General features: G+C 55.7%; 27 protein-coding genes and 1 tRNA gene. 13 read left to right on the forward strand and 15 right to left on the reverse strand.

Annotated elements, in window-relative coordinates:
- Positions 1 to 159 precede the first annotated feature (159 nt).
- From ACFQDM_RS06490 to ACFQDM_RS06505, 4 genes are all read left to right on the forward strand, one after another.
- On the forward strand, positions 160 to 1,260 hold the full coding sequence (locus ACFQDM_RS06490) for a YaiO family outer membrane beta-barrel protein (RefSeq protein ID WP_377377014.1): 1,101 nt from the start codon (positions 160 to 162) through the stop codon (positions 1,258 to 1,260).
- Complete coding sequence (locus ACFQDM_RS06495; protein WP_377377017.1) at positions 1,260 to 2,318, forward strand: HEAT repeat domain-containing protein; 1,059 nt, start codon at positions 1,260 to 1,262, stop codon at positions 2,316 to 2,318. Before ACFQDM_RS06490 ends, ACFQDM_RS06495 begins: the two co-directional genes overlap by 1 nt.
- On the forward strand, positions 2,315 to 3,748 hold the full coding sequence (locus tag ACFQDM_RS06500) for a glycosyltransferase family 2 protein (RefSeq protein ID WP_377377020.1): 1,434 nt from the start codon (positions 2,315 to 2,317) through the stop codon (positions 3,746 to 3,748). The genes ACFQDM_RS06495 and ACFQDM_RS06500 overlap by 4 nt, the downstream gene beginning before the upstream one ends.
- A 151-nt stretch (positions 3,749 to 3,899) precedes the next feature.
- Positions 3,900 to 4,259, forward strand: coding sequence for a response regulator (locus ACFQDM_RS06505; protein WP_377377023.1), 360 nt, complete (start codon positions 3,900 to 3,902; stop codon positions 4,257 to 4,259).
- A 114-nt stretch (positions 4,260 to 4,373) separates the two neighbouring features.
- Here the strand turns inward: ACFQDM_RS06505 and ACFQDM_RS06510 are convergent, their stop codons facing one another.
- From ACFQDM_RS06510 to ACFQDM_RS06525, 4 genes are all read right to left on the reverse strand, one after another.
- On the reverse strand, positions 4,374 to 5,915 hold the full coding sequence (locus ACFQDM_RS06510; protein WP_377377026.1) for a S10 family peptidase: 1,542 nt from the start codon (positions 5,913 to 5,915) through the stop codon (positions 4,374 to 4,376).
- 53 nt (positions 5,916 to 5,968) lie between these two features.
- Positions 5,969 to 7,387: a S10 family serine carboxypeptidase-like protein gene (locus ACFQDM_RS06515; RefSeq protein WP_377377029.1), complete on the reverse strand. Its 1,419-nt coding sequence runs from the start codon at positions 7,385 to 7,387 to the stop codon at positions 5,969 to 5,971.
- A gap of 145 nt (positions 7,388 to 7,532) precedes the next feature.
- The gene (locus ACFQDM_RS06520; RefSeq protein ID WP_377377032.1) at positions 7,533 to 8,150 is read right to left on the reverse strand and encodes a hypothetical protein; all 618 of its coding nucleotides are present in this window, start codon (positions 8,148 to 8,150) and stop codon (positions 7,533 to 7,535) included.
- Positions 8,151 to 8,210: 60 nt separating this feature from the next.
- Complete coding sequence (locus ACFQDM_RS06525; RefSeq protein ID WP_377377034.1) at positions 8,211 to 9,113, reverse strand: LysR family transcriptional regulator; 903 nt, start codon at positions 9,111 to 9,113, stop codon at positions 8,211 to 8,213.
- Positions 9,114 to 9,211: 98 nt separating this feature from the next.
- Here ACFQDM_RS06525 and ACFQDM_RS06530 point away from each other — a divergent pair, with 98 nt between their 5' ends.
- Positions 9,212 to 9,541 carry a nuclear transport factor 2 family protein gene (locus ACFQDM_RS06530; RefSeq protein WP_377377036.1) on the forward strand — a complete coding sequence of 110 codons (330 nt, stop codon included), beginning with the start codon at positions 9,212 to 9,214 and terminating at the stop codon, positions 9,539 to 9,541.
- Positions 9,538 to 10,317, forward strand: a complete 780-nt coding sequence (locus tag ACFQDM_RS06535; protein WP_377377038.1) for an SDR family oxidoreductase — start codon at positions 9,538 to 9,540, stop codon at positions 10,315 to 10,317. Before ACFQDM_RS06530 ends, ACFQDM_RS06535 begins: the two co-directional genes overlap by 4 nt.
- 260 nt (positions 10,318 to 10,577) lie before the next feature.
- On the opposite strand, the gene ACFQDM_RS06540 is transcribed toward ACFQDM_RS06535, so the two are convergent.
- Both ACFQDM_RS06540 and ACFQDM_RS06545 read right to left on the reverse strand, forming a co-directional pair.
- Entirely contained in the window at positions 10,578 to 11,126 is a 549-nt protein-coding gene (locus ACFQDM_RS06540) for a hypothetical protein (protein ID WP_377377040.1), read from the reverse strand.
- A gap of 1,127 nt (positions 11,127 to 12,253) precedes the next feature.
- The gene (locus ACFQDM_RS06545) at positions 12,254 to 14,611 is read right to left on the reverse strand and encodes a heavy metal translocating P-type ATPase (protein ID WP_377377043.1); all 2,358 of its coding nucleotides are present in this window, start codon (positions 14,609 to 14,611) and stop codon (positions 12,254 to 12,256) included.
- A 108-nt stretch (positions 14,612 to 14,719) separates the two neighbouring features.
- On the opposite strand from ACFQDM_RS06545, the gene cueR reads away from it, so the two are divergent.
- On the forward strand, positions 14,720 to 15,106 hold the full coding sequence (gene cueR, locus ACFQDM_RS06550; RefSeq protein WP_377377045.1) for a Cu(I)-responsive transcriptional regulator: 387 nt from the start codon (positions 14,720 to 14,722) through the stop codon (positions 15,104 to 15,106).
- Positions 15,107 to 15,120: 14 nt separating this feature from the next.
- On the opposite strand, the gene ACFQDM_RS06555 is transcribed toward cueR, so the two are convergent.
- Positions 15,121 to 15,210, reverse strand: a tRNA-Ser gene (locus ACFQDM_RS06555).
- Positions 15,211 to 15,358: 148 nt separating this feature from the next.
- Here ACFQDM_RS06555 and msrA point away from each other — a divergent pair.
- A complete protein-coding gene (msrA, locus tag ACFQDM_RS06560) occupies positions 15,359 to 16,021 on the forward strand; it encodes a peptide-methionine (S)-S-oxide reductase MsrA (protein ID WP_377377047.1) in 663 nt (220 codons plus the stop codon).
- A 23-nt stretch (positions 16,022 to 16,044) separates the two neighbouring features.
- Here msrA and ACFQDM_RS06565 read toward each other — a convergent pair whose 3' ends face one another.
- Positions 16,045 to 17,136: a hypothetical protein gene (locus ACFQDM_RS06565; RefSeq protein WP_377377050.1), complete on the reverse strand. Its 1,092-nt coding sequence runs from the start codon at positions 17,134 to 17,136 to the stop codon at positions 16,045 to 16,047.
- Between the two features lie 135 nt (positions 17,137 to 17,271).
- Between ACFQDM_RS06565 and ACFQDM_RS06570 the strand changes: the two genes are divergently transcribed.
- On the forward strand, positions 17,272 to 17,835 hold the full coding sequence (locus ACFQDM_RS06570; protein ID WP_377377051.1) for a carboxymuconolactone decarboxylase family protein: 564 nt from the start codon (positions 17,272 to 17,274) through the stop codon (positions 17,833 to 17,835).
- 111 nt (positions 17,836 to 17,946) lie between these two features.
- On the forward strand, positions 17,947 to 18,108 hold the full coding sequence (locus ACFQDM_RS06575; RefSeq protein ID WP_377377053.1) for a hypothetical protein: 162 nt from the start codon (positions 17,947 to 17,949) through the stop codon (positions 18,106 to 18,108).
- 64 nt (positions 18,109 to 18,172) lie between these two features.
- On the opposite strand, the gene ACFQDM_RS06580 is transcribed toward ACFQDM_RS06575, so the two are convergent.
- Positions 18,173 to 18,577: a hypothetical protein gene (locus ACFQDM_RS06580; RefSeq protein WP_377377055.1), complete on the reverse strand. Its 405-nt coding sequence runs from the start codon at positions 18,575 to 18,577 to the stop codon at positions 18,173 to 18,175.
- A gap of 249 nt (positions 18,578 to 18,826) precedes the next feature.
- A complete protein-coding gene (locus ACFQDM_RS06585) occupies positions 18,827 to 19,648 on the reverse strand; it encodes an enoyl-CoA hydratase/isomerase family protein (protein WP_377377057.1) in 822 nt (273 codons plus the stop codon).
- A 153-nt stretch (positions 19,649 to 19,801) separates the two neighbouring features.
- On the opposite strand from ACFQDM_RS06585, the gene ACFQDM_RS06590 reads away from it, so the two are divergent.
- Both ACFQDM_RS06590 and ACFQDM_RS06595 read left to right on the forward strand, forming a co-directional pair.
- The gene (locus ACFQDM_RS06590) at positions 19,802 to 20,584 is read left to right on the forward strand and encodes an SDR family oxidoreductase (protein ID WP_377377059.1); all 783 of its coding nucleotides are present in this window, start codon (positions 19,802 to 19,804) and stop codon (positions 20,582 to 20,584) included.
- A gap of 209 nt (positions 20,585 to 20,793) precedes the next feature.
- Positions 20,794 to 21,978, forward strand: coding sequence for an MFS transporter (locus ACFQDM_RS06595; RefSeq protein ID WP_377377061.1), 1,185 nt, complete (start codon positions 20,794 to 20,796; stop codon positions 21,976 to 21,978).
- 56 nt (positions 21,979 to 22,034) lie between these two features.
- Here ACFQDM_RS06595 and ACFQDM_RS06600 read toward each other — a convergent pair whose 3' ends face one another.
- Positions 22,035 to 22,439, reverse strand: coding sequence for a hypothetical protein (locus ACFQDM_RS06600; RefSeq protein ID WP_377377062.1), 405 nt, complete (start codon positions 22,437 to 22,439; stop codon positions 22,035 to 22,037).
- Between the two features lie 181 nt (positions 22,440 to 22,620).
- Between ACFQDM_RS06600 and ACFQDM_RS06605 the strand changes: the two genes are divergently transcribed.
- A complete protein-coding gene (locus ACFQDM_RS06605; protein WP_377377063.1) occupies positions 22,621 to 23,949 on the forward strand; it encodes a dicarboxylate/amino acid:cation symporter in 1,329 nt (442 codons plus the stop codon).
- Here ACFQDM_RS06605 and ACFQDM_RS06610 read toward each other — a convergent pair.
- The 4 genes from ACFQDM_RS06610 to ACFQDM_RS06625 all read right to left on the reverse strand — a co-directional run bounded on the left by ACFQDM_RS06610 (position 23,946) and on the right by ACFQDM_RS06625 (position 26,325).
- The gene (locus tag ACFQDM_RS06610; protein ID WP_377377066.1) at positions 23,946 to 25,037 is read right to left on the reverse strand and encodes an alkene reductase; all 1,092 of its coding nucleotides are present in this window, start codon (positions 25,035 to 25,037) and stop codon (positions 23,946 to 23,948) included. The two genes, ACFQDM_RS06605 and ACFQDM_RS06610, sit on opposite strands and share 4 nt — an antisense overlap.
- A gap of 148 nt (positions 25,038 to 25,185) precedes the next feature.
- Complete coding sequence (locus tag ACFQDM_RS06615; protein WP_377377068.1) at positions 25,186 to 25,359, reverse strand: hypothetical protein; 174 nt, start codon at positions 25,357 to 25,359, stop codon at positions 25,186 to 25,188.
- Between the two features lie 189 nt (positions 25,360 to 25,548).
- Positions 25,549 to 26,043, reverse strand: a complete 495-nt coding sequence (locus ACFQDM_RS06620; RefSeq protein WP_377377072.1) for a retropepsin-like aspartic protease — start codon at positions 26,041 to 26,043, stop codon at positions 25,549 to 25,551.
- Entirely contained in the window at positions 26,044 to 26,325 is a 282-nt protein-coding gene (locus ACFQDM_RS06625) for a hypothetical protein (RefSeq protein ID WP_377377074.1), read from the reverse strand.
- Positions 26,326 to 26,328: the final 3 nt, after the last annotated feature.

Here is a 26,328-nt window from a genome sequence, read left to right on the forward strand (position 1 = left end):
ACGTTGCGGGAATTGTAAGCTGACTTACCCACAGATGACGGCCTGAACGTAAAAATGCTTAGCAGGCGGTCCGTTTTTGTTAACCAATTGTTTTCGTCTCACCTGCACGCTCACCCCGCAAGACACAGGTCTGGACCAAACACGACAAGTGGAGCTTCCATGAAGCCCGGCGCCCTCTTTCTGGCTCTTTCTCTCTTCGCACTGGCGAGCACGGCTGAGGCCGCAGAAGACATCTCCTTTGAAGACGGCACGCGCGCGCGTTACGCTGGTGAGCTCGACAGGGCTGTCGATATCTTTCAGCGCCTGACACAGGAAAACCCTGATAATTCGGACGCCTGGGTTCAGCTCGGCCTCACCTATCTCAACCTGCAAAGACTGGACGAGGCAGAAGAGGCATTAAAGCGCGCGCTCCGTATCGCACCCGACTACGAAGACGCCTATCTGGGACTGGCACGCGTGGAATGGTATCGCGGCAACCGGTCCGCAGCCCAATCCTATCTGGAACGCGCGGGCACCTCACAAGACGCAAACGCGCTGCGAGCCCAAATCGACAGCGCCGCATCCGGCCCACGCTGGCGCGCGGATGCAAGCATTGGTTATAGCGAGCTGACCGAAAATCTGCCCGGCTGGTCGGAAGGCGCGCTATCGCTTGGCTATCGCCTGTCCGACGCGACCACGCTCACCACCGGTCTGCAGTATGCGCGTCGTTTCGATAACACTGACCTGTTCCTGCATGCTGGCCTGACACACAGTCTGGATAACAGAGCGCTTCTTTACATGTCGCTCGGCGGGGCACCGGACGGCGATTTCCGTCCCGAGTTCGAGTTCCGGGCTGGCGGAGATTTCCCAATGGTCAGCAGCAGCCAGCGTGACCTGGAAATCTGGGGCCAGATCAGCGCCAGTACGGCCAGCTTCGCATCCGGAGATGTGCAGAGCGCGAGCGCCGGTCTTCAGCTCCGACTGGATAATGACCGTTATCGCATCGGCGCCCGCCTGATTGGTCTGTCAGACGAAACAGATGAAAGTCGCAATGGTTATGCGCTCGATGGCGCATGGCAGGTGACAGACACAATACGACTGTTGTCAGGTTATGCAGACTCGCCAGAGACGTCAGAGGGTGTGACGGTTGATGTGAAGAGCTATCATATCGGCGCACGCTTCCAGTTTGAGACCCATGGCTTCCAGGTGGTGGCGCTGACCGAAGAACGCGGCGCCTATGATCGCACAGGGTTGGTTCTGGCGACAAACTGGCGGTTCTGATGCTTCAGGCAGAACTTCTTCTGCTCTGGTACATCTCTCTTTCGATGGCGTTCTTTTCCGTCATCTTCATGAGCCTGCTCATCATAAACCGCGTCATTTCGAGCGCCTTCAGCCGCCGCCGGGAAATCGCCCGATCTGACCTCGTCGAACATCTGCTGATAACCGGTCCGGAAACAGAAGACAGCGCCGTTTTGCAGCGCCTCACCCGCTCGAGTGTCGTGGTCGCGCAGACCATTGTCGAAACATCGACCATGGTTCGCGGTGCCATGCTGGATGACTTCATTCGACGCCTCGCTGCCTTTGAGATTGAACCACGCCTGATCAAACTGCTCGGCAGCTCCAATCCGCGGTTTCGGATCGTTGCTGCCGAAGCGCTGGCCTACTTCCCCACACCCCAGGTGCGCGATGCCCTCTGGAAAGCTTTTGAAAGACCCGGCCCACTGGGCCAGCGCATTCTGATTGCACAGGCTCTGTTGTCTGCCGGGGCAAAACCCGAGCTTGCGGACTTCCTCGGAAAGTTCGACCTGCACAGTCAGGACATCTCCATCGACATGGCCGGGCTGTTCACAGCTGTTGCCCGGATCAATCCCGAGCCGCTCGTCCGGCGCGCCCGCATCGCATATGACCCACCCTATGTTCGCGCCATGATGTTGAAGACGCTGGGCATTCTGGCCATTTCCGAAAGTCTTCCCGTCCTTATTCGAGACGCGCGCGACGCCTCCCCGCTGGTCAGGGCCTCCGCGCTCGACGCCATTGGCACAATTGGGATTATACCCGATGAGATCGGTATCATTTCAGACGCATTGAAAGACCCGGTTCAGGAGGTCCGCGCCGAGGCGGCCGACGCGGTGGGGCTGCTTCGCCTGCGTGCCCTGATAAATGAGCTTGCGCTTCTGATCGGTGACCGGGCCTGGGATGTACGCTTCCGCGCGGCCAAAGCCCTTCTGACATTCGGTGATCAGGGCCGGTCTGTGCTGTCTGATATTGCTGATTATTCGGAAGACCGGATTGCCTCGCGAACCGCAGCGCTCATTCTGGATGAGGAGCTTTACACATGACGGACTGGCTAATCGGCTCCCTGTCAGACATCGCCGCCTGGGCCACACTGTTCATTGTGCTTGTCGGGCTCGCACAGAACACAATCTATATCCTTCAATTGATACTGGCTGCGCGCGAGCTTACCGCCAATCCGCCGATTCACCGACTGGCTCTGCTGTGGAAACGCTATGCTGACCTCGCCCCGCCAATCGCCCTTCTGTCGCCCGCCTATAACGAAGAACGCTCCATCGTGGACAGCGTCCGCTCCATGCTGGCTCTGGAATATCCCGCTTTCGAAGTCATTGTGATCAATGACGGCTCGAAGGATTCCACCCTTCAGACGCTGAAGGACGCTTTTGATCTGCAACCGCTTTCCCGGGCCTTCCCGACCGACATTGATCACAAACCGATCCGGGGCATTTACAGCGCGCCGCGTATCCCCCGCCTGATCGTGATCGACAAGGAAAATGGGGGCAAGGCGGACGCTCTGAACGCAGGGATCAATGTGTCCCGCGCACCCGTGTTCTGCTCAATGGATGCCGATTCCATTCTGGAATCGGACTCTCTGATCCGCGCTGTACGGCCCTTTATCGATGATCCTGGCAATGTCATCGCCGTCGGCGGGACCGTAAGACTGGCAAATGGCAGTCGCATTGAAGACGGCCGCGTCACGGAAGTTCGAGTTCCAACCAACCCGCTCGCCCTGTTTCAGGTCATCGAATATCTGCGTGCATTTCTCATGGCACGGCTTGCCTGGAGCAAGCTGGGAACGCTCACCATCATATCGGGCGCGTTCGGATTGTTTCGCCGTGCACCGGTGATTGAGGTCGGCGGATATCAGCGCGGAACCGTCGGCGAAGACATGGAACTGGTCATCAAGCTTCACAAATACTGCCGCCAGTCAAAACGACCCTACCGGATCGCCTATATACCGGAACCCGTTTGCTGGACAGAAGCACCAGAGACGCTGAAAATTCTGCGTCGGCAACGCGCGCGCTGGCACAGAGGGTCACTGGAGACCTTTTTCCGCCATGCGGGCATGTTCCTCAACCCGCGCTATGGCCGCGTCGGCGTCGTCGGGTTTGGCAATATCTTCTTCATCGATGTGCTGGGGCCAATCGTCGAAGTGCTGGGCTATATCCTCATCCCGGTATTCTGGCTGACCGGGATTCTGTCCATTGAGTACCTGCTTGCCTACCTCGCTGTCAGTTTCACCTTTGGCATCACCGTCAGTGTCTGCTCGCTGGCATTGGAGGAGGTTCAGCTGAAACGCTTTCCGCGTGTGCGCCATCTACTCCTTCTGACCCTCATCGCGATCCTGGAAAACTTCGGCTATCGGCAGATCAATAATTTCTGGCGCATATTGGGGACCTGGCAGTATCTGAAAGGATCGGAAAGCTGGGGCGAGATGACCCGCAAGGGCTTTGGCCCAAAACCTGGGAATAACTGAAGTCAAATGTGTTTTTCGGCTGCTTTCCATGTTAGGATCAACCATAATTTCTTTCAGTTTTACTGAAGTAATTCGTAATTTCTAACGCATTACTCCGCGAGCAGAAAGCCGCTTACTGTCGTACAATTTGAGCTTTTAGCGGACCTCTGCCATGAAAGTCTTAGTCGCCGAAGATGATCGTATTTTACGCAAGCTGATCTGCCATCAGCTAAAAGCAGCCGGGTTTGGTCTGATTGAAACGGACAACGGAAAATCTGCGCTTGAACTGGCGCGAGCGGAGACGCCAGACATCATTATTCTCGACCAGATCATGCCGGTCATGGACGGAATCGAGACGGTAAAACACATCAGAGAAGATGCGAATCTGCGTCACATCCGGATTCTCATGCTCAGCAATCTTAGCTCCGCTGAGGAAGAATTGAACGCCCGCAAGGAAGGCGTGGATGACTATCTGACCAAGCCCATTGATCGCGATGAGATGATCGCCAGCATCCGTCGATTATCTCAATAACATTCAAGAGCTTAGACATCGGGCGATATACCGAACCGGCTATGACCTGCAGTCTCAGCAGGCAACATGGCGACCTGATACAAGCCGCCATGTCTGAACAAGCTGCTCTGAAGCCTATTGCTCGAAGATCGCCCGGACATCCTCGCGGAAAGACGCCCCGCTGCCTGGACGGCTGTAGAACATGTGTCCGCCATCATAGATCTTGAAGTCCAGCCGGTCCTTTGTCAGGCCGGGTGGCATCTGATCAATGATCAGCGTCGAGGCGAAATACGGGCAGGACAGGTCTGCATAGCCATGGGCGATCACAACATTCATTTTCGGATCAAGTGACATCGCGCCGCGAAGTGCAGAGACCGATTCCGGGTCAACACCCTGATTGTACCAGTCACGGCCCACGGTTGGATTATAAACCCAGTACTTGCCATCCGCCTTCCAGCCGAGCGTATTGGTGATGAGGTCCGTCATGGCGCCACCAACCATGGTGAAGGTCGAGGCCACCGCATCCATCGGCACATTGTAAGCCGACCATGGGTCCGGGTCAGGAATGGTGACATTGATGTCATAACGGCTGGCCATAAGCGCATCTGACTTGAAACGCTCGCGCAGGAAATAGCTCTGGTCGATGCGGCCACCAACGCGCTCTACAGCTTCCTCTGATAGGCCGGTATACTCGATCAGCCTGTCCTGCAGACGCGCCAGCGCATCAGGATCAGACCAGCCTTTCAGCCAGTCTGCCGGAAACTGTCCGCGCGCATAGTCTTCGACCTCAGTCATGATCTCTGGCGAGAGCGGCGTGCCATTGGCCGAGAAGTTTGCCGCTGCCATGGAAGGCAGGCGCACCATCGCCGCCATGGGAGAAACCGCCGCCTTTTCGCCGCCGCCGGGCGACAGCAGGCGACCATCGAGATAAGGCGAAATCAGCATCAGGCCCTTCGGTCCGACGCCGTTCCAGACCTGCAGCTCAGCGGCAATGCGCGGAACACGAAACCCGCCATAGCTTTCGCCAACCAGATATTTGTCAGATGACATCCGGCCATGCGCTTTCAGCCAGTCATAGACCACGCGGGCAAGATAGCTGGCGTCCTGATTGATGCCGTAGAATGTTCTGGCCGTTTCTTCTGGCCCCAGTTCTGAACGGCTGAACCCCGTTCCGATTGGGTCAATGAAGACAAGATCGGTAAATTCCAGCCAGGTATTGGGATTGTCTTCCGGGATCAGGCTGTCGGATGGCGAGTCGCCCTGCGCGCCGAACTGCACGCGCTTCGGGCCAAGAGCGCCAATGTTCAGGAAGCCCGATGCAGCACCCGGCCCACCATTGAACACGAACGCGACCGGACGCGGCGTCTTGCTCGGAACGATATAAGACATGGTCACGACATGACCGGTCACCTTGTCGCCAGCCCCATGCGTCGGGATAGCTTCCACCGTCACGTCATACTTCAGGAGCTGGCCTGAAATGCGGGCCTCCTGAGAGATGGTACGCGGCGGCGGAAAGGCGTCCTCACTGGCCTGGACAGCTGAAGTTTCCGACGGCGCGCCCTGCGCGAAGGCTGCGCCCGGCGCTGCGAACCCTGACAGGGCAAGGAGGGCAAATCCCAGATAGCGTAATTTTCGTCCGTTCACCGGCATATCTCCTCTGAGGACAATCTGATCCAATCTCAATTTTCTGAAAGCACGGGCGAGGACCTCGCCCCCGCCTGCACGTATGGCTAGCGCAGGAAGTCTCGCGCAGCGCCGAGTGTCACGGACTTCAGCGCATGGTCCTCGAACACGGCATGGCCTGCCGGATAGACCTCAAAACTGACGGACGGCGCTGGCGCATTCAGGGCCTCAATCTGCAATTTCTGAAGCAGGTAAGGGACCGCGAAATCATAATAGCCAGCCAGAACACTCACCCGGAGTTCACCATCGGCGGTCAGGCGCTTCAGGGTCGAAAGTGCATTCACCTCACTTCGACCATTCGCCCACCAGAAATTATTGATCTCGACCGGGTCGCGATTATAGCTGGCAGAGGTGGCATAGCCGAGATCATCGGTCAGGCTGCTGACGATCGCCTCATGCAGATCATACCCATCACGCTGCTGGATCACCGACCGGCTTTCGCCCGGTGCAGGGCGCGGATAGGTGGCGCGGCCATCATACGTTGTCAGGACGAGCCCCTCTGCATCAAGCAGAGCCCGTCGAAACTCGGTTGCTTCGAGATCTAGCTCAGCGGCCTTCAGCACCGTTTCGTCAATGCCGATATAGCCAGACATGGTGTCTGCAATCTGCGCATAGTTCAGCGCATCCGGTTCAGGCAAAGCTGTCAGGTCATCCGCAACAAACGCCTCGGCTTGGGCGATGAGCGCATCAAGTGAAAGGTCCGTGTGATCACCCTTGTCATGCCAGTGCGCGGAAGCCGCTTCACTCGGAAGCAACACAGCCGAACGCGGCGGCATCTCAACACCTTCAATCTCGCCTGCAATGCTGGGCGAGATGAGCAGGAGCCCGGCCAGCTGAACACTATCTGCCGGTTCATCCATCAGGCGCGCAGCAACCTCAACGGCGCGCGTGCCGCCATAGCTCTCACCGAGCAGATAGACCGGTGATCCCTCGCGGCCATGGCGTTCCAGCCAGTCTGTGATGAAATCTGCAAAAACGTCTGCATCACCAGAGACATTCCAGAAAGTCTCTTTCGCAGCGTCGCTGAAAACACGGCTATAGCCTGTGCCCGGCGCATCCATGAAGACAAGGTCGGTTGCATCCAGCAGGCTGTCGTCATTATCGACGAACTGAAAGCCGGTATCGGTCTCTGCCGCGACGAAGGTTGTCGGCGCAAGTTGTTCGCGGAGTGGCCAGGTCGCACCACCCGGACCGCCATTCCACACAAATGTGACCGGACGAGCTGGCTCGTCACCGATAAAGGCCGCACTGAACAGCGTTCCACCGAGACTTCCATCTTCCAGATAGAGCGGCACTTCGCCCGTTTCCGAACAATAGGAAATCGTCTGATCATTGATCTGCGCGTCGCGGCACTGACTTGCCATGGGCGGGATGTCGTCCGCCCAGCCAGACAGCGGATTTGTGAGGAGCACAGCAGCTGTCGATATCGCTGCCAGGACACTCTGTTTGTCGAAACGTCTGATCATAAACCCTCCACTGAACCCACTGACGCCTTACGACGATGCGTCGACGTCAGTCTATTCGGACTGGTGAAAGGATCGATCCTCGATTACGGGACATGCTCGCATAAATTAGGCGCTGGGCGCGGCATTTTCCGGCTGAGTGAAAGAACTATTCTCCTGTTTGCGCGGGTGTGATCTGCCGATCTGGAATCACACGGCCCTTTTCGGCTGTTCGATTGAGCCATTGCGGATACATGGCCTGCGCCACGCGCGCGGGCGGCGCACCATATCCGCCCAGAAGGCCAACCCATTCTCCGGAGTTGTACTGGACATACATGATATTGAGGATGTCCGGCTCTGTGGCGTCGGCGCCCCAGACCGCCCAGGACTGCAAAAGGTGCGTTTCGCTTGGCCCCACCGGAATTCTCGTTGAATCGAAGAGGTACATTTCGTTCTGGTACGGATAACAGCGCTCGACGGGCTTCTCGACGCCATCTGCAAATTTGACGGACAGACAGAAGTCTTCGCCTGACGCGCTCTGACACACAATTTTGTCCAATTTTGTTTCTCCGCGCTCTGTCACCTCACAACTCAGATCAAGGGCGAAAATCGTCTGCATGAGGTCAAGAACGGCGACATTGGCTTCGCGTTGCGCAGCAATATAGGCAACGATCCGTGGATCCGGTTTGGCACCATCAGAGGACGTGCCCTGCCCAAAAGCATTCATATGTGACAGGACCCCGGCAACGCAGATCGCCAGGCAAAAAAGAGATGTCCGAAAGCGCATTTTGAAACGTCCTCAACTGATACACTCAGGAGTGGTAGCCCATTGCGACATCGACGCAAGTCAGGATTGGGCCCGCGCAAGCTCTCTGGCGAGCTCGACGAACACGCGAAACGAGGCCGGTGGATTGTGACGACTTGGGTAGTACAGGCACAGCGGAGACAGAGCGGGTGACCAGTCTTCAAGCAGGCGCACGAGCCGTCCGGCTTCGATATCCTCTATCACGTCAGATTCCATGAAAAATCCGATGCCCAGTGATTCAAAAACCGCGATGCGAGCCAGACTGGCTTCGTCGAGCGTGATTGGACCATCAACATCGATCTGCACAATCTGCCCGTCCACTTCAAACTGCCAGCGGAATATTGCAGCATTGGGCAGTCTGGTCCGAATACAGGCATGCGACAGCAGGTCCGAAGGCAATTCCGGCGTGCCATTTTTCGCCAGATAGTCCGCTGTGGCGACAACGGCATAGCGGCGCGAAGGCCCAAGCGGAATGGCAATCATGTCAGACGGAACAAGGTTCTTGCTTCGGACCCCGAAATCAAACCCGTCGGCGACAATATCGACGAGATTTCCCTCGGTCACGACGTCGATCCTGATTTCGGGATATCTTCGTAGACACTCCAGCACCAGGGGCGACAATATTTCTCGTCCAGCCGTCGCGAAGGTATTGATCCGCAAGGTTCCTGATGGCGTCCCCTGCTGCGAACGGACCGTATCCAGCGCGGCATGAATATCCTTCAGTGCCGGCGTCACCTGCTCGACAAATCTCTGGCCCGCATCGGTCAGCGAAACACTGCGGGTTGTTCGATTGAACAACCTGACACCGAGTTGCGCCTCCATCTTGGCGATCGCACTGCTCAACGCACTCGTCGACATCCCCAATTCCAGTGCAGCAGACCGGAAGGAGCCTTTCCGGCTGATCGCAAGAACGGCATCAAAATCTGAAAGATTATAGTTTCTCATTATCCTGAAAACCGGGACGTTTCATCCCATTTTATCCCGATTATCAAAACCACAACAACCCTCTAAATTTATCTCATCAACCGCAAGGAGATAGATAAATGGCCCTGAACCTACCAAAAGTGATCGCCGCGTATTTTGACGCGGACAATAAAGGCGAAGCGAATGTGCTATCGACGTACTTCGCGGAAAACGCCATCGTCAAAGACGAAGGCAACACCTATACCGGCCGAAACGCCATCCGTGAGTGGATCGCAAATGCCTCCACCCAGTACAGCTATACGGTCGAACCCCTTTCGCTTTCCGAAGAAAACGGAAAGATCATCGTGACGAGCCATCTTGTCGGTAACTTTCCCGGCAGCCCCGTCGATCTGCGCTATTTCTTCAAGCTCCGGAACGACGAGATTGCTGAGCTGGAAATCATTCCATGAAGCCATTTCTGGATATGTCCGGAAAGCGGGTGCTCATCACGTCGGGCACCCGCGGTGCTGGAAAGGCAACTGTGCGCTTGTTCAGGGAACTCGGCGCTGACGTGCTCACCACCGCCCGAAACAAGCCGACCGACTTGCCAGAAAAGAGTTTCGTCTCGGCAGATCTGACAACAGGAGATGGCGTGGCCAAGCTGGCAGACGCCGTCAGGAACCGGCTGGGTGTTGTTGACGTCATCATTCACATGCTGGGTGGCTCTTCCGCGCCAGCCGGAGGCTATTCTGCACTCAATGATGAGGCGTGGGAAAAAGAAATCAGCTTAAACCTCATGTCGGCGGTGCGGCTCGACCGGGAACTGGTGCCAGCAATGGAAGCGCGCGGCACAGGTGTGGTCATTCACGTCACATCCATCCAGCGGACCTTGCCGCTACCCGATGCCACAACCGCCTACGCGGCAGCAAAAGCTGCACTTTCCACTTACAGCAAAGCGCTGGCAAGGCAGGTGTCACCCAGGGGTGTGCGCGTAGTGCGGGTCTCACCAGGCTGGATCGAGACAGAAGCCTCAATCGAACTCGCAAAACGCCTTGCCGCGGAACACGGCGGAAATGTTGATGCAGGCAAACAGATGATCATGGAGTCACTGGGCGGTATACCTATCGGTCGTCCGTCTCGCCCCGATGAAATCGCAGATCTGATCGCGTTTCTCTCATCAGATCGAGCTGGCACAATCACCGGCACAGAATACGTGATCGATGGAGGTACAATTCCAGTGGCATGAAATCATGCTTCTGGCGGTGAGAGTGCAACCGTGATCAAACGATTGTTTGCTGTAACGATCTGATGATGATTTGCCAGTTATCGGCGCGGGTCCACGCACACCCACGCACACCGCACCTCTGGAGAACACTCCGTAAAAACGGCCATACTAGTGGTATATGGGCGTGGTTCTCGACCCGCTTACCAAATTTATTGAATATGAGATGATTGCATAAGCTATGAAAATCACTCTTATTAAAAAAAAGGACGCAAGAACGTCATTCACATAGGCTGACATTTTATCGTTTTACGAGCTTTATCCACGATGCAAGTATCAGTTTTTAATTTGTTATGTTTTCGATACACTTCCTTGTAGAGTCTCAATTCATCAGCAGTGAACGGGACTGGGTCATCAATTTCCAACCAAGGCTCATATACACCGTAAAATTCAAAGATTTCAGGTAGATTTTGTAAATAATAACTTGAACACGTACTAAAAGAGTCATCGGGCCACAATTGCAAATAGTTCAGGCGGTCTGAGCGGAATGGTTTTGGGCGCGATGAACCGCCTATTATTCCATCGAAATATATTAAAGGGTTTCCGGAAGTGTCCACAAACTCTAGTGCCACTTGATTTCCAAGTTTGAAGGAAAAAGGTGCTGGCACTAAGGCAGGATACTTCGATTTGTTCGTAATGCTCAAACACACTCGAATGTATTTCTCCTCAAGTCCCGCTGATATATCGAAAGAGAGTTTTTTATCTTCTTCGTTAGCTTGACTACACATGGGGGCAAAAAGTGACATGAAAAACAATATTAAAGTAAATTTCATGGTCGGCCCCAATCTCTAATTACATCGCTCATCGTTCGTTTAGGCACCATATTAGCTTTTGCGTCAGCGCTTAGCATCGGAACATGCCTTAGAAACTCTCTTTGGACAGCATCAGCTTGAGTTTCGGAACTAAAGGCTCGTGCGAAGTCGGTCGCACTTGTGGGAACACTCCATAAAAACGGCCATACGGGTCATATTTAAGGGTCTCACCTGGCCCGATGAATATTCGGTGCTGAGCATCATAGGTATAGCTCTGCGTCCCGGACACGTTCGAATACTGGTTTAGATCATTGGGAACATAGCTGCCTGTCTGAAGATCTAAGCTAAACGATGACTAAAAAAGAATCTTCAAAAAATATCTAGTAAAAATTGATTTGTCACGGATCAAAATCTGACGAAGGCCAAAGTATTTCATTCAATAGGTACGCCTGCGTCAGCGATTCCGAATGATGTTCATTACCTTTCTCGTTCTATACACTATTATCCATAGACCAAAGACAGAGAATAAAAAGGAAAGCACCTCCCAAAAACTGCCACTTTCTAGTAGCCTAGATAGCCAAGTAAGCGAAACGTACCAAAATAATATATTTTGAATAAATGCTTTAAAAAAAGACTTCAGAAAATCTTGCGATAGCCTGGAAAAAAAAGACATGCCTAACCCTCCTCAAGAGATTTCGTGTCTATTTATATAGCTGTGAAGAAGTTCTATTTTTGGACAAATCTAATTGAGTGCTCATCGCTTCAAAACCCTCACCGGCTTTGTCTCAAAACCCTCACTAACTTTGTCGCTCACTTCGAAAAAACATCTGAGGCAGCATCGATTATGTCTTGACCTGAAATTTCAGGAGAGCCTTCTTTTGCCACCATTTTTCCACCTACCGTAGCCGCGAGTAAGCCTGTTTCCGAAAGCGCATTTTGTCACGTCCTCAACTGATACACTCAGGAGTGGTAACCCATTGCGACATCGACGCAAGTCATGAAAGACCGGCTACCCGAGAACTGACGGATTCATCCGAGTGAGGCGATCTGGTTCGCCAAAACACCAACTCGATTGTAATAGATATTCAGGCGGAGCGAGTGCAGCCGTGATCGAACTTTCTCCGGCCGCACGCACTTCCTGGTGCCAACTAGAGTTTCACACCTCTGAGGCGCAGGGCATTCGCAATAACCGAAACGGATGAGAGCGACATCGCACCAGCTGCAATCATAGGGGAGAGAAGCAGACCCGTAATCGGATAGAGCAGGCCAGCTGCAATCGGAATCCCCGCCGCATTATACACAAAGGCAAAGAACAAATTCTGGCGGATATTACGGACCGTCGCCTTTGCAACTTTCCGCGCACGCACAATCCCTTCCAGATCACCGCCGAGCAGGGTCATCCCAGCACTTTCAACGGCGACATCTGCTCCTGTACCCATAGCGATACCGACATCTGCCGCTGCCAGTGCCGGGGCATCATTCACGCCGTCGCCCGCCATGGCGACGCGTTTGCCGTCTGCCCGTAGTTTCTCGATCAGGGCCTTCTTGTCTTCGGGCAGGCAATCAGCCTCGACTTGATCAATGCCCAGCTTCTCCGCAACAGCCTTTGCGGTTTTCCTGTTGTCGCCGGTGGCCATGATGATTTTAAGCCCCTGTTCATGGAGCGTACGAATGGCGATTTCCGTCGTCGCTTTCACGGGGTCAGTGACGGCAACACAACCGGCGAGCTTACCCCCCATGCCAAGCAGCATGACTGTGTTCCCGCTCTCGCGCAGATCATCGACCTGATCGGCAAGCGCAGAAATATCGACACCCAGATCACGCATCAGCGCGGAGTTCCCGAGCGAAATTTCAACGCCAGCGAGCTTGCCGGTCACACCTTTTCCGGTAATCGCTTCAAAGTCAGAAACCTTGTCGGACTGGATACCTTTCTCACGCGCGCCGTCCAGAATGGCCTCTGCCAATGGGTGTTCCGACCCCATTTCAAGTGCGGCTGCTGCGCTCAGAACCCTGTCCCTGTCCAAACCATCTGCCGCCAGAACTTCGGTGAGCCGCGGACGCCCTTCGGTGAGCGTACCCGTCTTGTCGACGATCAACGTATCGACACTCGCCATGCGTTCCAGGGCTTCGGCATTCCGGATGAGAACGCCAGCCTGCGCGCCTCGGCCTGCTGATGTGGTCACCGATATTGGCGTTGCGAGCCCCAGCGCACATGGACACGCAATGATCAGAACCGAAACCGCCGCCACCATGGCATGTACATAAGCCGGCTCTGGTCCCAGAAAGGCCCACAGCGCGAAGGCAAGCAAAGCGACGCCCAATACTGCGGGCACGAAAATCTCGGCCACACGATCGGCAATTCCCTGGATCGGTGCCTTCGACATACGCGCCCCGGCAACCATGGTCACAATCTGTGACAAAACGGTCTCCGACCCAACGGCTGTGGTCCTGACCGACAGCGTTCCGTTCCTGTTGATTGTTCCGCCCGTTACCTTGTCACCTTTAGACTTTTCGACCGGAACCGGCTCGCCCGTAATCATACTCTCGTCGATGGAGGAACTGCCCTCAATGACTTCTCCGTCAACAGGCACACTCTCGCCCGGCCGAACACGCAGCACATCACCTGCCAGAATATTCTCAAGCGGGGCATCGTATTCTTCACCATCAGGCAGGATCCGGCGCGCTGTTTTGGGCGACAAATCCATCAGCGAGCGGATGGCGTCTCCCGTTCTCTCGCGCGCTCGAAGTTCCAGAACCTGACCGACAAAGACGAGCGCAATAATGACGACGGCGGACTCAAAATAGACACCCACGCCGTGCAATGACCGGTAGGCTTCGGGAAAGATCTCTGGCAAAAAACTGCCAATGACTGAGTAGATGTAGGCTGCACCCACCCCAAGCGAGATCAGCGTCCACATATTCGGAGAACGATTGCGGACGGAATCCCAACCGCGTTTGAAGAAGGGCAGAGCGGCCCAGAGTACGACCGGTGTCGCAATGAGAAATTCCAGCCAGATTGCGGTCTGGTGCCCGATCCAGTCCCTCACAGGCAGACCCACCATACCCCCCATGCTAAGCAGCATGATGGGAGGCACCGCTATAGCGCTCACCCAGAGGCGACGCGTGAAATCAGCGAGCTCTTCGTTTTCTTCTTCACCGGGCACCATCGGTTCAAGCGCCATGCCACAAATCGGGCAGGATCCTGGTTCCTCCCGAATGATTTCAGGATGCATCGGACAAGTCCAATGCGCACCAGCTGACGCAGTTTCAGGGGCTTTATCCTTTCGACCAGACGCATAATACCAGGGATCTGCGTCAAAGGATGTCTGGCAGCTTTCGGAACAGAAATAGAAGCGTTCGCCGCGATAGTCGCGCGCATGCACCCCCTCACGCTCTGTGTTGACGGACATCCCGCAGACCGGGTCGGTCGCGCTGTTTTTCGACATTTCGACGCCGTGATCATGGCCACAATGCGCGTCCGAATGAGGGTGGTTATGACTTGTCATGTCAGACTCCTGTCGTCTATGACCCCTTAAATAATCCTTCCAGTCACCGGAAGGTCAAGCGACATACCTACAGATTCTCAATATGAACGTCGCAATACGGAGCTGTGTATGAATATTGGTGATATTGCCGAGGCCAGCGGCCTGCCAACCAAGACCATTCGCTATTACGAAGACATTGGCCTTATTCAGCCCGCTCGCGGTGAAAACGGTTATCGGGTCTTCAGCGAAAACGACCGCCAGAAACTGATCTTTCTCTCTCGGGCACGATCACTGGGCTTTTCGATCGATGATTGCCGGTCTCTTCTGTCTCTGTATGACGACCGGGACAGGTCCAGCGCAGATGTCAAAACACTTGCAGAAGATCATCTGGCGCGCATCAGCTCGAAAATCACCGAACTTGAATCACTTCAACGCACGCTCCGGCATCTTGTGCACAAATGTCACGGAGACCAGCGTCCGGAATGCCCAATACTGGATGACCTTGCCGGAATTTGATTTGCGAGAAATTCTGGCGGTGAGACAGGGATTCGAACCCTGGAGACAGTTTCCCGCCTACACGCGTTCCAGGCGTGCGCCTTCGACCACTCGGCCACCTCACCGTTCAGAAGGGCCGGAATATAGTCATCGCGCGCAAACCCGCAAGAGATAAGTTTCACAATCGCACGGAAAATCACAATCATGTGCCCCTCTGTTCAGCGCGGGCTGGTGACACTATCTTGGCAGACAAGACAAGAAAGGTCCGTTTCCATGTTTCTGACCCGTAAGACGAACACACTGCCGAGCGCAGACACGGCCCTGCCAGGACGCCAGGAGCCATTGCCAACCGCCGAAACTCACTTTGTTTCCGGCCGCGCCCTGAAAGACGGTTATCCGGACGGATATCAGGCCGCCATCTTCGCCCTGGGCTGCTATTGGGGCGCGGAACGCCGCTTCTGGCAAACCGAAGGTGTCTGGGTGACCGCTGTCGGCAATGCCGGTGGCTTCACGCCAAACCCAACCTATGAAGAGGTCTGTTCCGGCAAGACCGGCCATGCCGAATCCGTTCTGGTGATCTTCAACCCGGACGTGGTGAGCTATGGCGAACTCGTCAAAGTCTTCTTCGAGAACCATGACCCGACCCAGGGCATGCGTCAGGGCGGCGATATCGGAACGCAGTATCGCTCGGTCATCTTTGCTCTGAACGATGAGCAGGCCGAGATCGCAAAAGCAGCGAAGGCTGAATATCAGACCCAGCTGGAAACGGCTGGCTATGGCGCGATCACCACCGAGATCACACCGTTCAACCTGGATGACTTCTATTTTGCCGAGGAATATCACCAGCAATATCTGGCGAAGAATCCGGGCGGCTATTGCGGCCTTGGCGGAACCGGCGTGTCCTGCCCGATCGGGGTAATGCCAGCCGAGAGCTAAGCCTCTGCCGTGCGGCGCTGTTCCTAAACGGACCAGCGAATGGAAAAACGACGACGCGTGGCGAGAATCTCTTCGCCGCGCTTCAGGCTTTGAAAGCCGATCTCTGCAAGCTGCATCCGGCGGTCAAACTTGGTCGCATCAATACCCTCACGGATGTGGGTCATCCCTTCCTGCAATTTGATCTGGTCAAACTTCTGATCACACAGACCGATCATGGCGCGGCCAAGATCAATCTTCGCCTGTGACCAGCGCAGCGGATTTTCCGCCAATGACAGCTTCTCCAGAACGCGCTGGCGGCACTCCGCTGATTTTTCCAGCCAGGTCTGGCTGGTGATCAGCTCACCGACATGCAGAGCGCCCGCCGAGAAATCATCCTCAAGCTGAACGAGCGCCTGCCCGCTCAGTACGTCGCGTGATTCCAGCAGATGGATCATCGCATCCAGCATCGGCTCCAGACGGTCCGCTTTGTAAGCGGACGGCGTGCCGATGGATGGACGCAGACGGCGGCCCGCCACATAGGCGATGGCGCGGTACATATCGTCATGCCAGTCTTTTGGTGACTGATGAATATCGAACGCAAAGAAGCCCGATGGATCTTCACCCTTGAGGAGCGCAGGTGTCGAGAAGCACAGGCGCACAGTATCTGGTTTTGACGAGGCCACGCCCCAGACGATCAGATCGGCCGCTGACTGTTCAAACGCCTCGCTGAGAGTCTTGCGGTCCTGCGAGGAGAGTGCGTATTCGGTCGATTCAACGCGAAGCGGCGCTGAATTCATGTAGAATGCCGAACGGAAATTGAAGTCCGGCAAATGCTGCTGAAGCGCCATCAGGACATGCCGGCGCGCGCGTCCACCGCCCGTGCCACGCACTGTTCCGACAAGGATCTTGTTCCCCGGCGTCTTGTCCGCTTTCATATTGCGATAGGCCGCTTTCAGATACAGAGCGCGCGACAGGCGCAGGATCTGAAGTCCGACAAAGCCAAGACCGACAATGGCCAGCACCAGGATCGCGAGCAATCCGAACACGGTGGCAATGTCACCATCGATCTGATTGCGCGTGAACGCCGCGATCGCTTCGATCGGATTAGAAATTGAAGAGGTGCCCGTCTGCGCCATGGCCGAATCCAATACTTTACACTCTGTTTAGGCTGACTGCATGGTTTGGACTTTTCGGAGCCAGCATGCAAGTCAAACTATGTTGCAGCGCATGCAAGTCCCGTGCAAATCGCATACAGAACGGAGCTGAACATCGTGTCGCTTTTTCCTTCCCTGCCAGGCCGCGCCAATCTGGAAGACCTGTTCAAGGCGCATGCAAAAGGTGTTGAACCCCTGATTGCACTTCATGACGCCCTGCTACGCAGCGATGACAGTGAGCTCGATATTGCCACGCGGGAGCTGATCACCTGTTATGTTTCCTGCCTCAACCGGTGTGCTTACTGCTTTGGTGCACACCGCACGACGGCCATTGCCTTTGGCATGGACCCGCAGCTGATTGAGGCCCTGATGGCCGATATTGAGACATCCCCGCTGCCGGAAAAGCTCAAACCCCTGCTTCATTATACCCGCAAAGTCACGCTGAAGGAGAGTGTGCTGCCATCTGACATCCGGGCCATTGAAGACGCAGGCTGGCAGGAGCGCACACTGCATGATGTTCTGATGATCACCTGCCTCTATAATTTCATGAACCGACTGGTTGATGGCGCCGGGCTCGCCACGAAGGCCTCCTATGAGGCACCGCGCGCACTCGCCCCTGAGGCGAAACGTCAAAGAAGCTATCGCGAATGGGGCGAAGAGGCGGGATTTTTACCAAGTTGACGCGCGCGTCAGGTAATAATTTTTTATATTTCAGACTTTTCAGAGCAAATTCGCATGCTAGGGTACCTAACGTAAGGCGCGTGGGAAAGACGCCTGAATGAGAGTGTGGGCATGTATAAGACTGAACGTTCCGATGCGTATGCATCGGCCGAATTGGGCAATTCGGGCTTAAAAGAACGAGTCGCAACAATCGCAAAAGCGGGTTTTCTGGTCGCAACAGGCATTCTGGCGATCCAGATTTTCATGAAACTGGTCTTTGTCGCAAACCTCTAGGGTTTGCCCCAGTCATGAAACGCCCCGACAAGTCCGGAACAGAACTTGTCGGGACTGGTCGGTGTTACTGACCGCCAACCACGGCGGCGCAGAGCAATTCCAGTTTCTGCTGACCTGAGCCGTCGAGCTTCAGGCGCTGTTTCTCAAGCTTTTCGCGTGTTTCCGAGCCACGCGGATACTGCTGGATCGCTGTATCATAAGCGTGTCGGAAATCCTGTCTCTGACGAATGAGCATGCCCGGCGTGACAGCGTGCTTCGAAGACGGAATCTCAATTCGCGCCGTATCAATTTCTGACTGCTCCAGCATATTTTCGACCTCGAGCGCGAGCGCGCGCGTGTCGGAAAGCAGTTCACAGAAGATATCGCTCTCTGTTCGAAACCCGGAAACAGCAACACTGGCCAGCGATTTTTCATGTCGCTTCAGCAAGCCATAAACATCTTCCAGGCGGTCCTTGGTTGCGGCTGTCATTTCAGTCTCCCATGCCAGTCGGTGCACATGCACACGTTCAGATTTGTTCTGAAATCTTTACAGTCTATCAACGACACCCTCTTTTCCGGTGATAACTGTGATTGTTCAAAACAAATGCAGGCTCAACTGCTCAGAAGACAGAAATGCGGCACGAAATTGAAGAAGTCAGACCCGTTTCTGGCAATAATGCGGGTGACATTATTGTCATCTCGTCTGTCCAGTTTGATTCGTCAGCCGCAACAGGCCGCGTCAGCGACCTTTGAAGACCGGGTCGCGACGCTCCAGAAATGCCATCATGCCCTCGCGCGCATCTTCTGACTTCAGCAAGGGAAGCAGCTGGAGATAAACGTGATGCACATGCTCGTTGAACGGTTCTGACAAACCCATGCGCATCATGCGCTTGGCACTCTGGACCGCCAGCGGCGCATTTGAGGCAATCTCGGTTGCCAGGCGGCGCGCTTCGCTCATCAGATCGTCATGCGGTACGATTTGGGCCACCAATCCATAATCAAGACTTTCCTGCGCATTCAGCGTGCGCCCGGTAAAGATCAGCTGAGCGGCCTTTTCCCATCCCAGAAGACGCGGCAGGAACCAGGTGCCGCCGGATTCCGGCACGACGCCGCGCTTGGTGAAGGCGGCAGCAAGCTTGGCCTTGTCTGACATCACACGGATATCGCAGCCCATGGCCGTATCCATGCCATAGCCTGCCGCACCGCCATTAATGGCGCAGATGGTCGGCGTGTCCATGTTGAAGAGAATGGTTGGCGGGGTGTTGCGCAGATCAATACTGGCCTGGGTCACACCGGCAGAGCCCGCAGAAACGCCGCCCTCGCCGCTGGTCGCGGCCTGAAGGTTCAGCCCCGCGCAGAACGCCTTGCCTGCGCCGGTCAGAATGATGACGCGGATGTCTGGGTCGGCATCGGCCTTGACCAGCAATTCACTCAGCCCGTCCAGCATGGGACCGGAAATCGTGTTCATGCGCTCCGGCGCATTCAATGTGATGGTGGCGATATGATCTTCGACCTCAAACAGAAGTTCTTCATACGCTACCGGGTGGCTTGTATCGGCCATGTCTCTCTCCCTCTTTTTTCTCGTTTTGACCCAGCTTAACGGACTTCCGAGACTTCCTCTATCTGTGACGTTGCGTCATGATCCTGCCGCTGCGACAGGGTTTGACGGGGATGTTCGCCTGCGCAAAATGGGTCGTCTCAAAGGGAGGAAGACATGAAGATTTCAAAAGATACGCCATTGGTTGTTACGGGCGGCGCATCCGGCCTCGGCCGCGCCACAGCTGAAGCCTTTGCGGCGGCGGGTGCACCGGTTGCCATTTTCGACATCAATGAAGAACAGGGCGAAGCCGTCGCCAAGGAACTCGGCGGTGTGTTCTGTAAAGTGAACATCATGGACGAAGACTCCGTGATTGCCGGTTTTGAAAAAGCCCGCGCGGCGAACGGTCAGGAACGCGTTTGCGTGCATTGCGCGATGACAGCAAAAGGCGGCAAGACGCTGCGTTTTGACAAGGCGACAAACGGCTTCAAGCGCCTGCCGACCGAAGACTACGCCTTTGGCGCAGAAGGCATTCTGACCTCATCCTACCGCATTGCATCTCACTCAGCCCTCGGCATGGCGAATGCACCGGAAATGGAAGACGGCGAACGCGGTGCGATCACGCTGACCGCATCTGTCGCTGCTCAGGACGCTCAGATTGGTCAGGTGGTCTATGGCTCCTGTAAGGCGGGCGTGAACGGCCTGGTTCTGCCAATGGCACGCGACCTGATGGATATCGGCATTCGTGTGAACTCCATCATGCCTGGCATTTTTGCGACACCGCTCATGCTGGGTGCGCCGCAGCCCGTGCTCGACAGCCTTGCTGCGTCTGTTCCATTCCCGAAACGCCTCGGTAACCCGCCAGAGTTCGGGTCTCTCGCGCTTGAAATTGCGCGCAACACCTATCTCAACGGACACAATTTCCGTCTCGACGGCGCGATCCGCATGGCGCCGCGTTAAACGACTGGCGATCCGGAGGCTGCACCCCGGCCTCCGGATCACCGCATCTCTCATAGACCAGTATCGCACCTTTCAGGCGGTGTTGAATTTCTTTCATGGCCGCACAGTCCTCATCGGTATAGTGACATATACAAAAACGGGAGGGCGGTGAGATTTCAGACTCAAGCGACAAGACGATTTCCGGGCCATCTGACCCGTCGGGTCACCATATGACCGAACGCACACTTCTGCTGTTTGCTCTGGCAAGCGCAGTGGTGACGGCGAACGCATATTACATCCACCCCATCATTGCGCTGGTCGCTGATTACTTTGAGGTGAGCCATGCGATGATTGGCATGGTGCCAGCCTTCAATCAGCTTGCTCTGGCGATTGGCATCTTTCTGCTGTTGCCGCTAGGCGATCGGTTCAGCAATCGCAAACTGTGTCTGATCTTCGTGTTCGCTCAGGTCGGCGCGCTGGTCATGATGGCGATGGCGCAAGGGTTCGCCCTGTTTGTGGTTGGTTCAACCCTGCTCGGCTTCTTCACCATCGCGCCTTATATTCTGCCAGCCTATGTCTCTAAACGGATCCCGGTAAACCGGCTCGGGCATGCCACAGCCATTCTGACGGCCGGTATCATCTTTGGCGTGCTGGTCGCTCGGGCAGGCGCGGGCATTGTCGGCGAGTTTCTCGGCTGGCGGGCCGTCTATGTCATTGCCGCCGGGCTGATGGCCATCGTCTCTGTGCTGCTCCTGATGATCATGGAGGGACCACAGGCGCCGCGCCCCGATACACCAAAGCAGAGCTATCTGTCCTTGATCCTCTCCATCTTTCCGATCATCCGCCAGCATCCGGAAATCCTGCTGTCAGGCAGCCTTCAGGGCATGAGCTTCGGGGTGTTCCTGTCGGTCTGGATGGGGCTTGGCCTGCACCTGACCAGCCCGGAGATGGGATATGGCGTCGATGTGGTGGGCTATCTGGCCCTGCTGACCATTCTCAATCTGGCAATCACGCCTGTGCTGGGCCGGTGGGCTGACCGGGTCGGCGCGCGCAAGGCCCGCTTTCTGCTGTCCATCCTGCAGTTTGCCGGTGTGTGTCTGCTCGGCTTTCTTGGCCATAGCCTGTGGCTGCTCATCATACCGATCCTGATCATGAATATGTCAGGCCCGGCGATTGATGTGGCCGGTCGGATGACCTTTCTCAGTGAAGCGCCGGAAATCCGGACGCGGCTGATGACCGTCTTCATTGTTCTGATGTTCACTGGCGCGGGCATTGCAAGCTGGGCCGGAACGGCGGCTTACGACTTTGGCGGCTGGATGGGCAATGCCGTGCTCGCACTTGGCTTCTCGCTCGGTGTTCTGATCCTGTCCTTTATCGGCTGGCGCATGAGAGGCGCAAAGGATCTCAGATCATGAAAAATGCCACCGTCTGAGACGGTGGCACTATGGTGTCCAATAGCCCCGCAACCACATTACTGGTCGCTCAGGATCGCTGCACAGAGAATCTCAAGCTTGTCCTGACCATCACCGGAGAGACGCGAGTACTGAGTCTTCAGAACCTCGCGTACCGACGACTTGGTGGTGTACTCAGACAGAGCCTGACCAAGTGTGTCACGAATGGCTTCACGCTCAGCAATCAGCTTGTGCGGTGTAATCGTATCCGTGCGGCGTTTGAAATCGATCTGCTCTGGATGCATGTTGCGTAGCTCCAGCGCATGTTCGAGGTGATACACCATATCGCGGGTCTCGGTGAGCAGTTCGCCAAATACTTCACGCTCAACCGGGTGCGCAGTATTTACAGCGCGACCGAGCGAGTGCTCATGGCTTTTGGCTTCGGCAAACAAGGATGCGAGGGTCTTGTTGGTGGCAATAGTCATTCTGGTCTCCAATTAATTCGTGTGCGACGCCCACCAGTTGCATTAGCCAACTCCATGAAAACCAAATCGTTCCGATAACTCTTGGCCATCATCCTGTTTCGAACTTGCGCAAAGCAACAACCATCCTAAGAATATCATCCGGATATAGCGGGCGTTACCATGTCCGGTTTGGGGCGGTTCGATGGCAAATGGACTGAAGGTTGGTGACATTCGAGGGCTGATCCAGACCCATCTCTGGGCACAGATCCTGCTCGCCATGGTGCTCGCTGTCCTGATCGGAATTCTGCTTTCACCATCTTCAGAGAGCCTGCTCGCGATACCCGAAGACAGCGCCGACACGCTGGGCGAATGGAGCCGCCTGCCAGGGCAGCTCTTTCTCAACATGATCCAGATGGTTGTGATCGCGCTGGTGACCTCTTCGATCATCCTCGGCATTACATCGAGCAGTGATCCAGAGTTTCTGAAACGGGCCGCGACGCGGATTGTCCCCTATTTCGTCGTTACCTCGACCATTGCTGTGCTGATCGGCGCGCTGGTTGCAACCATCATCCAGCCCGGCCAGTTCATCGACACGAGCACACTCGACCTGTCCGGCGAAACAGCCCCGATCAATCCCGCAGACATGGAGGCCGTGTCCTCGGCGTCCGCATCGAGCCAGATTGCAGACCTGATCCCCTCAAACCTGCTGTCGGCAGCGCTGTCAGGCAATATGCTACAGATCGTAGTGGCCGCCCTGTTCGCCGGCGTGGCACTCGTCGCCATGCCGCGAGAAAAGGCTGAGCCCGCGTTAAAACTGCTTCAGACCATTCAGGACGTCTCTCTGAAGATCGTCGGCTGGGCCATGCGCCTTGCCCCATTTGCGGTATTCGGTCTGATCCTGGACTTCGTTCTCCGCGTTGGCCTTAGCGCACTGGTTGGCCTGTCCGCCTATATTCTGACCGTCATACTGGGCCTTGTCATTCTGTTGCTCATGTATCTGCTGATCGTCACCGTGCTGGGACGGCGTAATCCGTTCCGCTTTGCCAGCCAGGTGATGGATGCCCAGTTGCTGGCTTTCTCGACATCGAGCTCTGCGGCCACCATGCCGCTTTCCATGCGGATCGCCGAGGATCGGCTGCGGGTGTCTCCACCCATTGTCCGGTTCATCATTCCGCTGGGCGCGACTGTGAACATGGACGGCACCGCTCTCTATCAGGTCGTAGCAGCTTTGTTCATCGCACAGCTTTACGGCGTGCACCTGGCACCGGCAGAGCTTTCCATTCTGATCTTCACAGTGGTCGGCGCCTCGATTGGCAGCCCCTCAACGCCCGGCGTCGGCATTGTGATCCTGGCGACCATTCTGCAAAGCCTCGGCATTCCCGGAGAGGGCGTTGCCATCCTGCTCGGCGTGGACCGTATTCTCGATATGTGCCGCACGGCGGTCAACGTCACCGGTGACCTGACCGCCTGCACAGTTATGGACAAATGGCTGGAGAGCCATTTCAGCGGCAAGCCGGATACCGCTGTCTAGCTTTCGGCCAGCGTCGGGAAATCCGTATAACCGCGGGCACCTCCGGAATAATAGGCGCGCTGATCGGCATCGATGATTGGCGCATCCGCTTCGAGCCGTGCGACCAGATCGGGATTGCCGATAAAGGCGCGGCCAAAGGCCACCATGTCACCTGCCCCCTGCTCCATCGCCTCGATGGCCATCTCACGTGTGTAGAGATTGTTGAGGATGACCGGCCCATGGAATTGCCGCGCGAGCTTCGATAAATCGAAATAAGGCTCAGGCTTGCGCGTGACACCGGTATCGCCCTCCACAAGATCCAGCCAGCCAATCTTCAGCTCATTCAGAATGTCGACCACGCGTGTAAAGAGCGGTTCGGGATTGGTATCCCATGTATTGTAGGCATGGCCGAGCGGGGCAATACGGATCATCACCCGCTCCGGTTCCCAGACATCGAGCAAGGCGCCGAGCACCTCTTTCAGAAAGCGACAGCGGTTCTCGATCGATCCGCCATAGTCATCATCGCGCTTGTTCGTCATGTCATTGAGAAAGGCACTGACCAGATAGCTATGCGCGGCATGAAGCTCCACACCATCAAAGTCTGCTTCCTTCGCCCGACGCGCGGCGTCGCGATAGGCCGAGACAATCTCTGCGATCTCATCAATGGTGAGCGCATGCGCAAGCTCGTAATCCTGCGGGCCCTGCTCGGTAAAGATCTTGCCTGGCTGCAGAAATTCCGATGGGGCCACAGGGGCTCTCTTCCCATCAGCGCTGAGCGATGAATGACTGAGACGCCCCGCATGCCAGAGCTGACAGAAGATCTTCGCGCCCTTTTCATGAACGGAGTCATTGACCTGTTTCCAGCCATCAATCTGCGCATCTTCCCAGAGCCCTGGAAGAAACGGTCCGCCGCGACCGCCGGGCACCACGGCCGTTGCCTCGGTGATCAGGATGCCTGCGCTGGCGCGCTGCGTGTAGAAATCCCTTTGCAGGTCACCGGCATAACCATCCGGCGTCGCACGCGCCCGCGTGGTCGGTGACAGCGCAATGCGGTTCTGGAGCTTCAGCCCGCCAAGTTCACAGGGCTGAAAGAGTTTTTCACCCGCCATATTTGCCTCCCTCTGATTGTTATTGTGCAAAGGGTAAGCGAGCGCGCGAAGGTCGGCTATCCGTGACGTGGCGGGAGCTTCGCGCTTTTTTTGATCCCGGTCAGGCAAAAAAAGACCGGCACGAAGCCGGTCTCGAGGTTGGGTGTATCTATGCGGCGACAACGCCGCGATAGATCTGGCGGGTATGGCCTGACTTGCCACACACATATTTTCGATCGGTCGGGACATAGCGAACACCGCGATAAGTGCGTTCGCGCGTCTCTTTGGAGTCTGCTGATGTATCCGCCGGAACATCAAAGCCGCGATAAATGATCTTCGTCATGTCACTACCCTCCTTTTCCCAATCTTCATGGTTAATCTACATAACATGTGTAAGTTTGTCAATTCGGAATCGACATGCGCTTACACATGCCAGAAGGTGCATTCTAAGGTATTGAAAGGACGATGTTTGCTGGCGCTCCACACGAGGATTTCACGAGCGGCAATGAATGATTTTCAGAATTCGACGCGTTCAGCGCGGGTGACGGTCTTCAATAACAGCCTCGTAAGCCCGCACCTCGCCCTTCCAGACAGGCTCGAATTCCAGGACACCCTGATAGGGGCCGTGGCTCATATCCCAGAAATGCAGGAGATCGCGCCCGATGACGGACGGTCTTTTAAGCAGGCGCTCTTCATATGGCAAAATCAGCAAGGATACAGAAAATCCTCTCAGAACAGCCTCGTCAGGATCGGCAAAGAAAACACTGGCTTCAACTTCCTGAGCGAGCGCTTCACCCGCAATTCCCTGGACGAGAACGTTCGGAACGTCAGATGAAAAAGTCCAGCCGAGACGACGGGCATCAACCGGGTTCAGTATAGTGTGTTGCGCACCTGTATCCACGAGGAAGGTCACACATCCCGAAAGGGGTGGTTCGCCAGCATTCAGAGTGATCTCAACCTTGCCTGCCAGACAGGGCGGGTCATACAGATAGCCTGCACGCCCGCGCCGAAAAAACCCGTAGAGCATCTAGTATGTCGGCGCTGGTACGTCTTTCGGAACAAAGCGAACATCAACCTGACTGATCGGAATATCGCTGGCCTCAAGTTCACCAAACAAGGTGTCCAGATCGCCATTGTGATAGATGGTGCCATCATAAATACCGACCCATTCGTCAGGAAATTTTTCGGCCAGTTCGGTTGCGCGCTCGGCAGCAAATCGCGCGGACTTCTCAAAGCCTATCAGACTTTCGGGGCAGTCTGTCTTATCCTCTAACATAACGTCGCGATCATCTTTTTGCTGTGCCAGCATCTC

It is taken from the genome of Ponticaulis profundi, assembly GCF_042659465.1.
Taxonomy (GTDB): domain Bacteria; phylum Pseudomonadota; class Alphaproteobacteria; order Caulobacterales; family Hyphomonadaceae; genus Ponticaulis; species Ponticaulis profundi.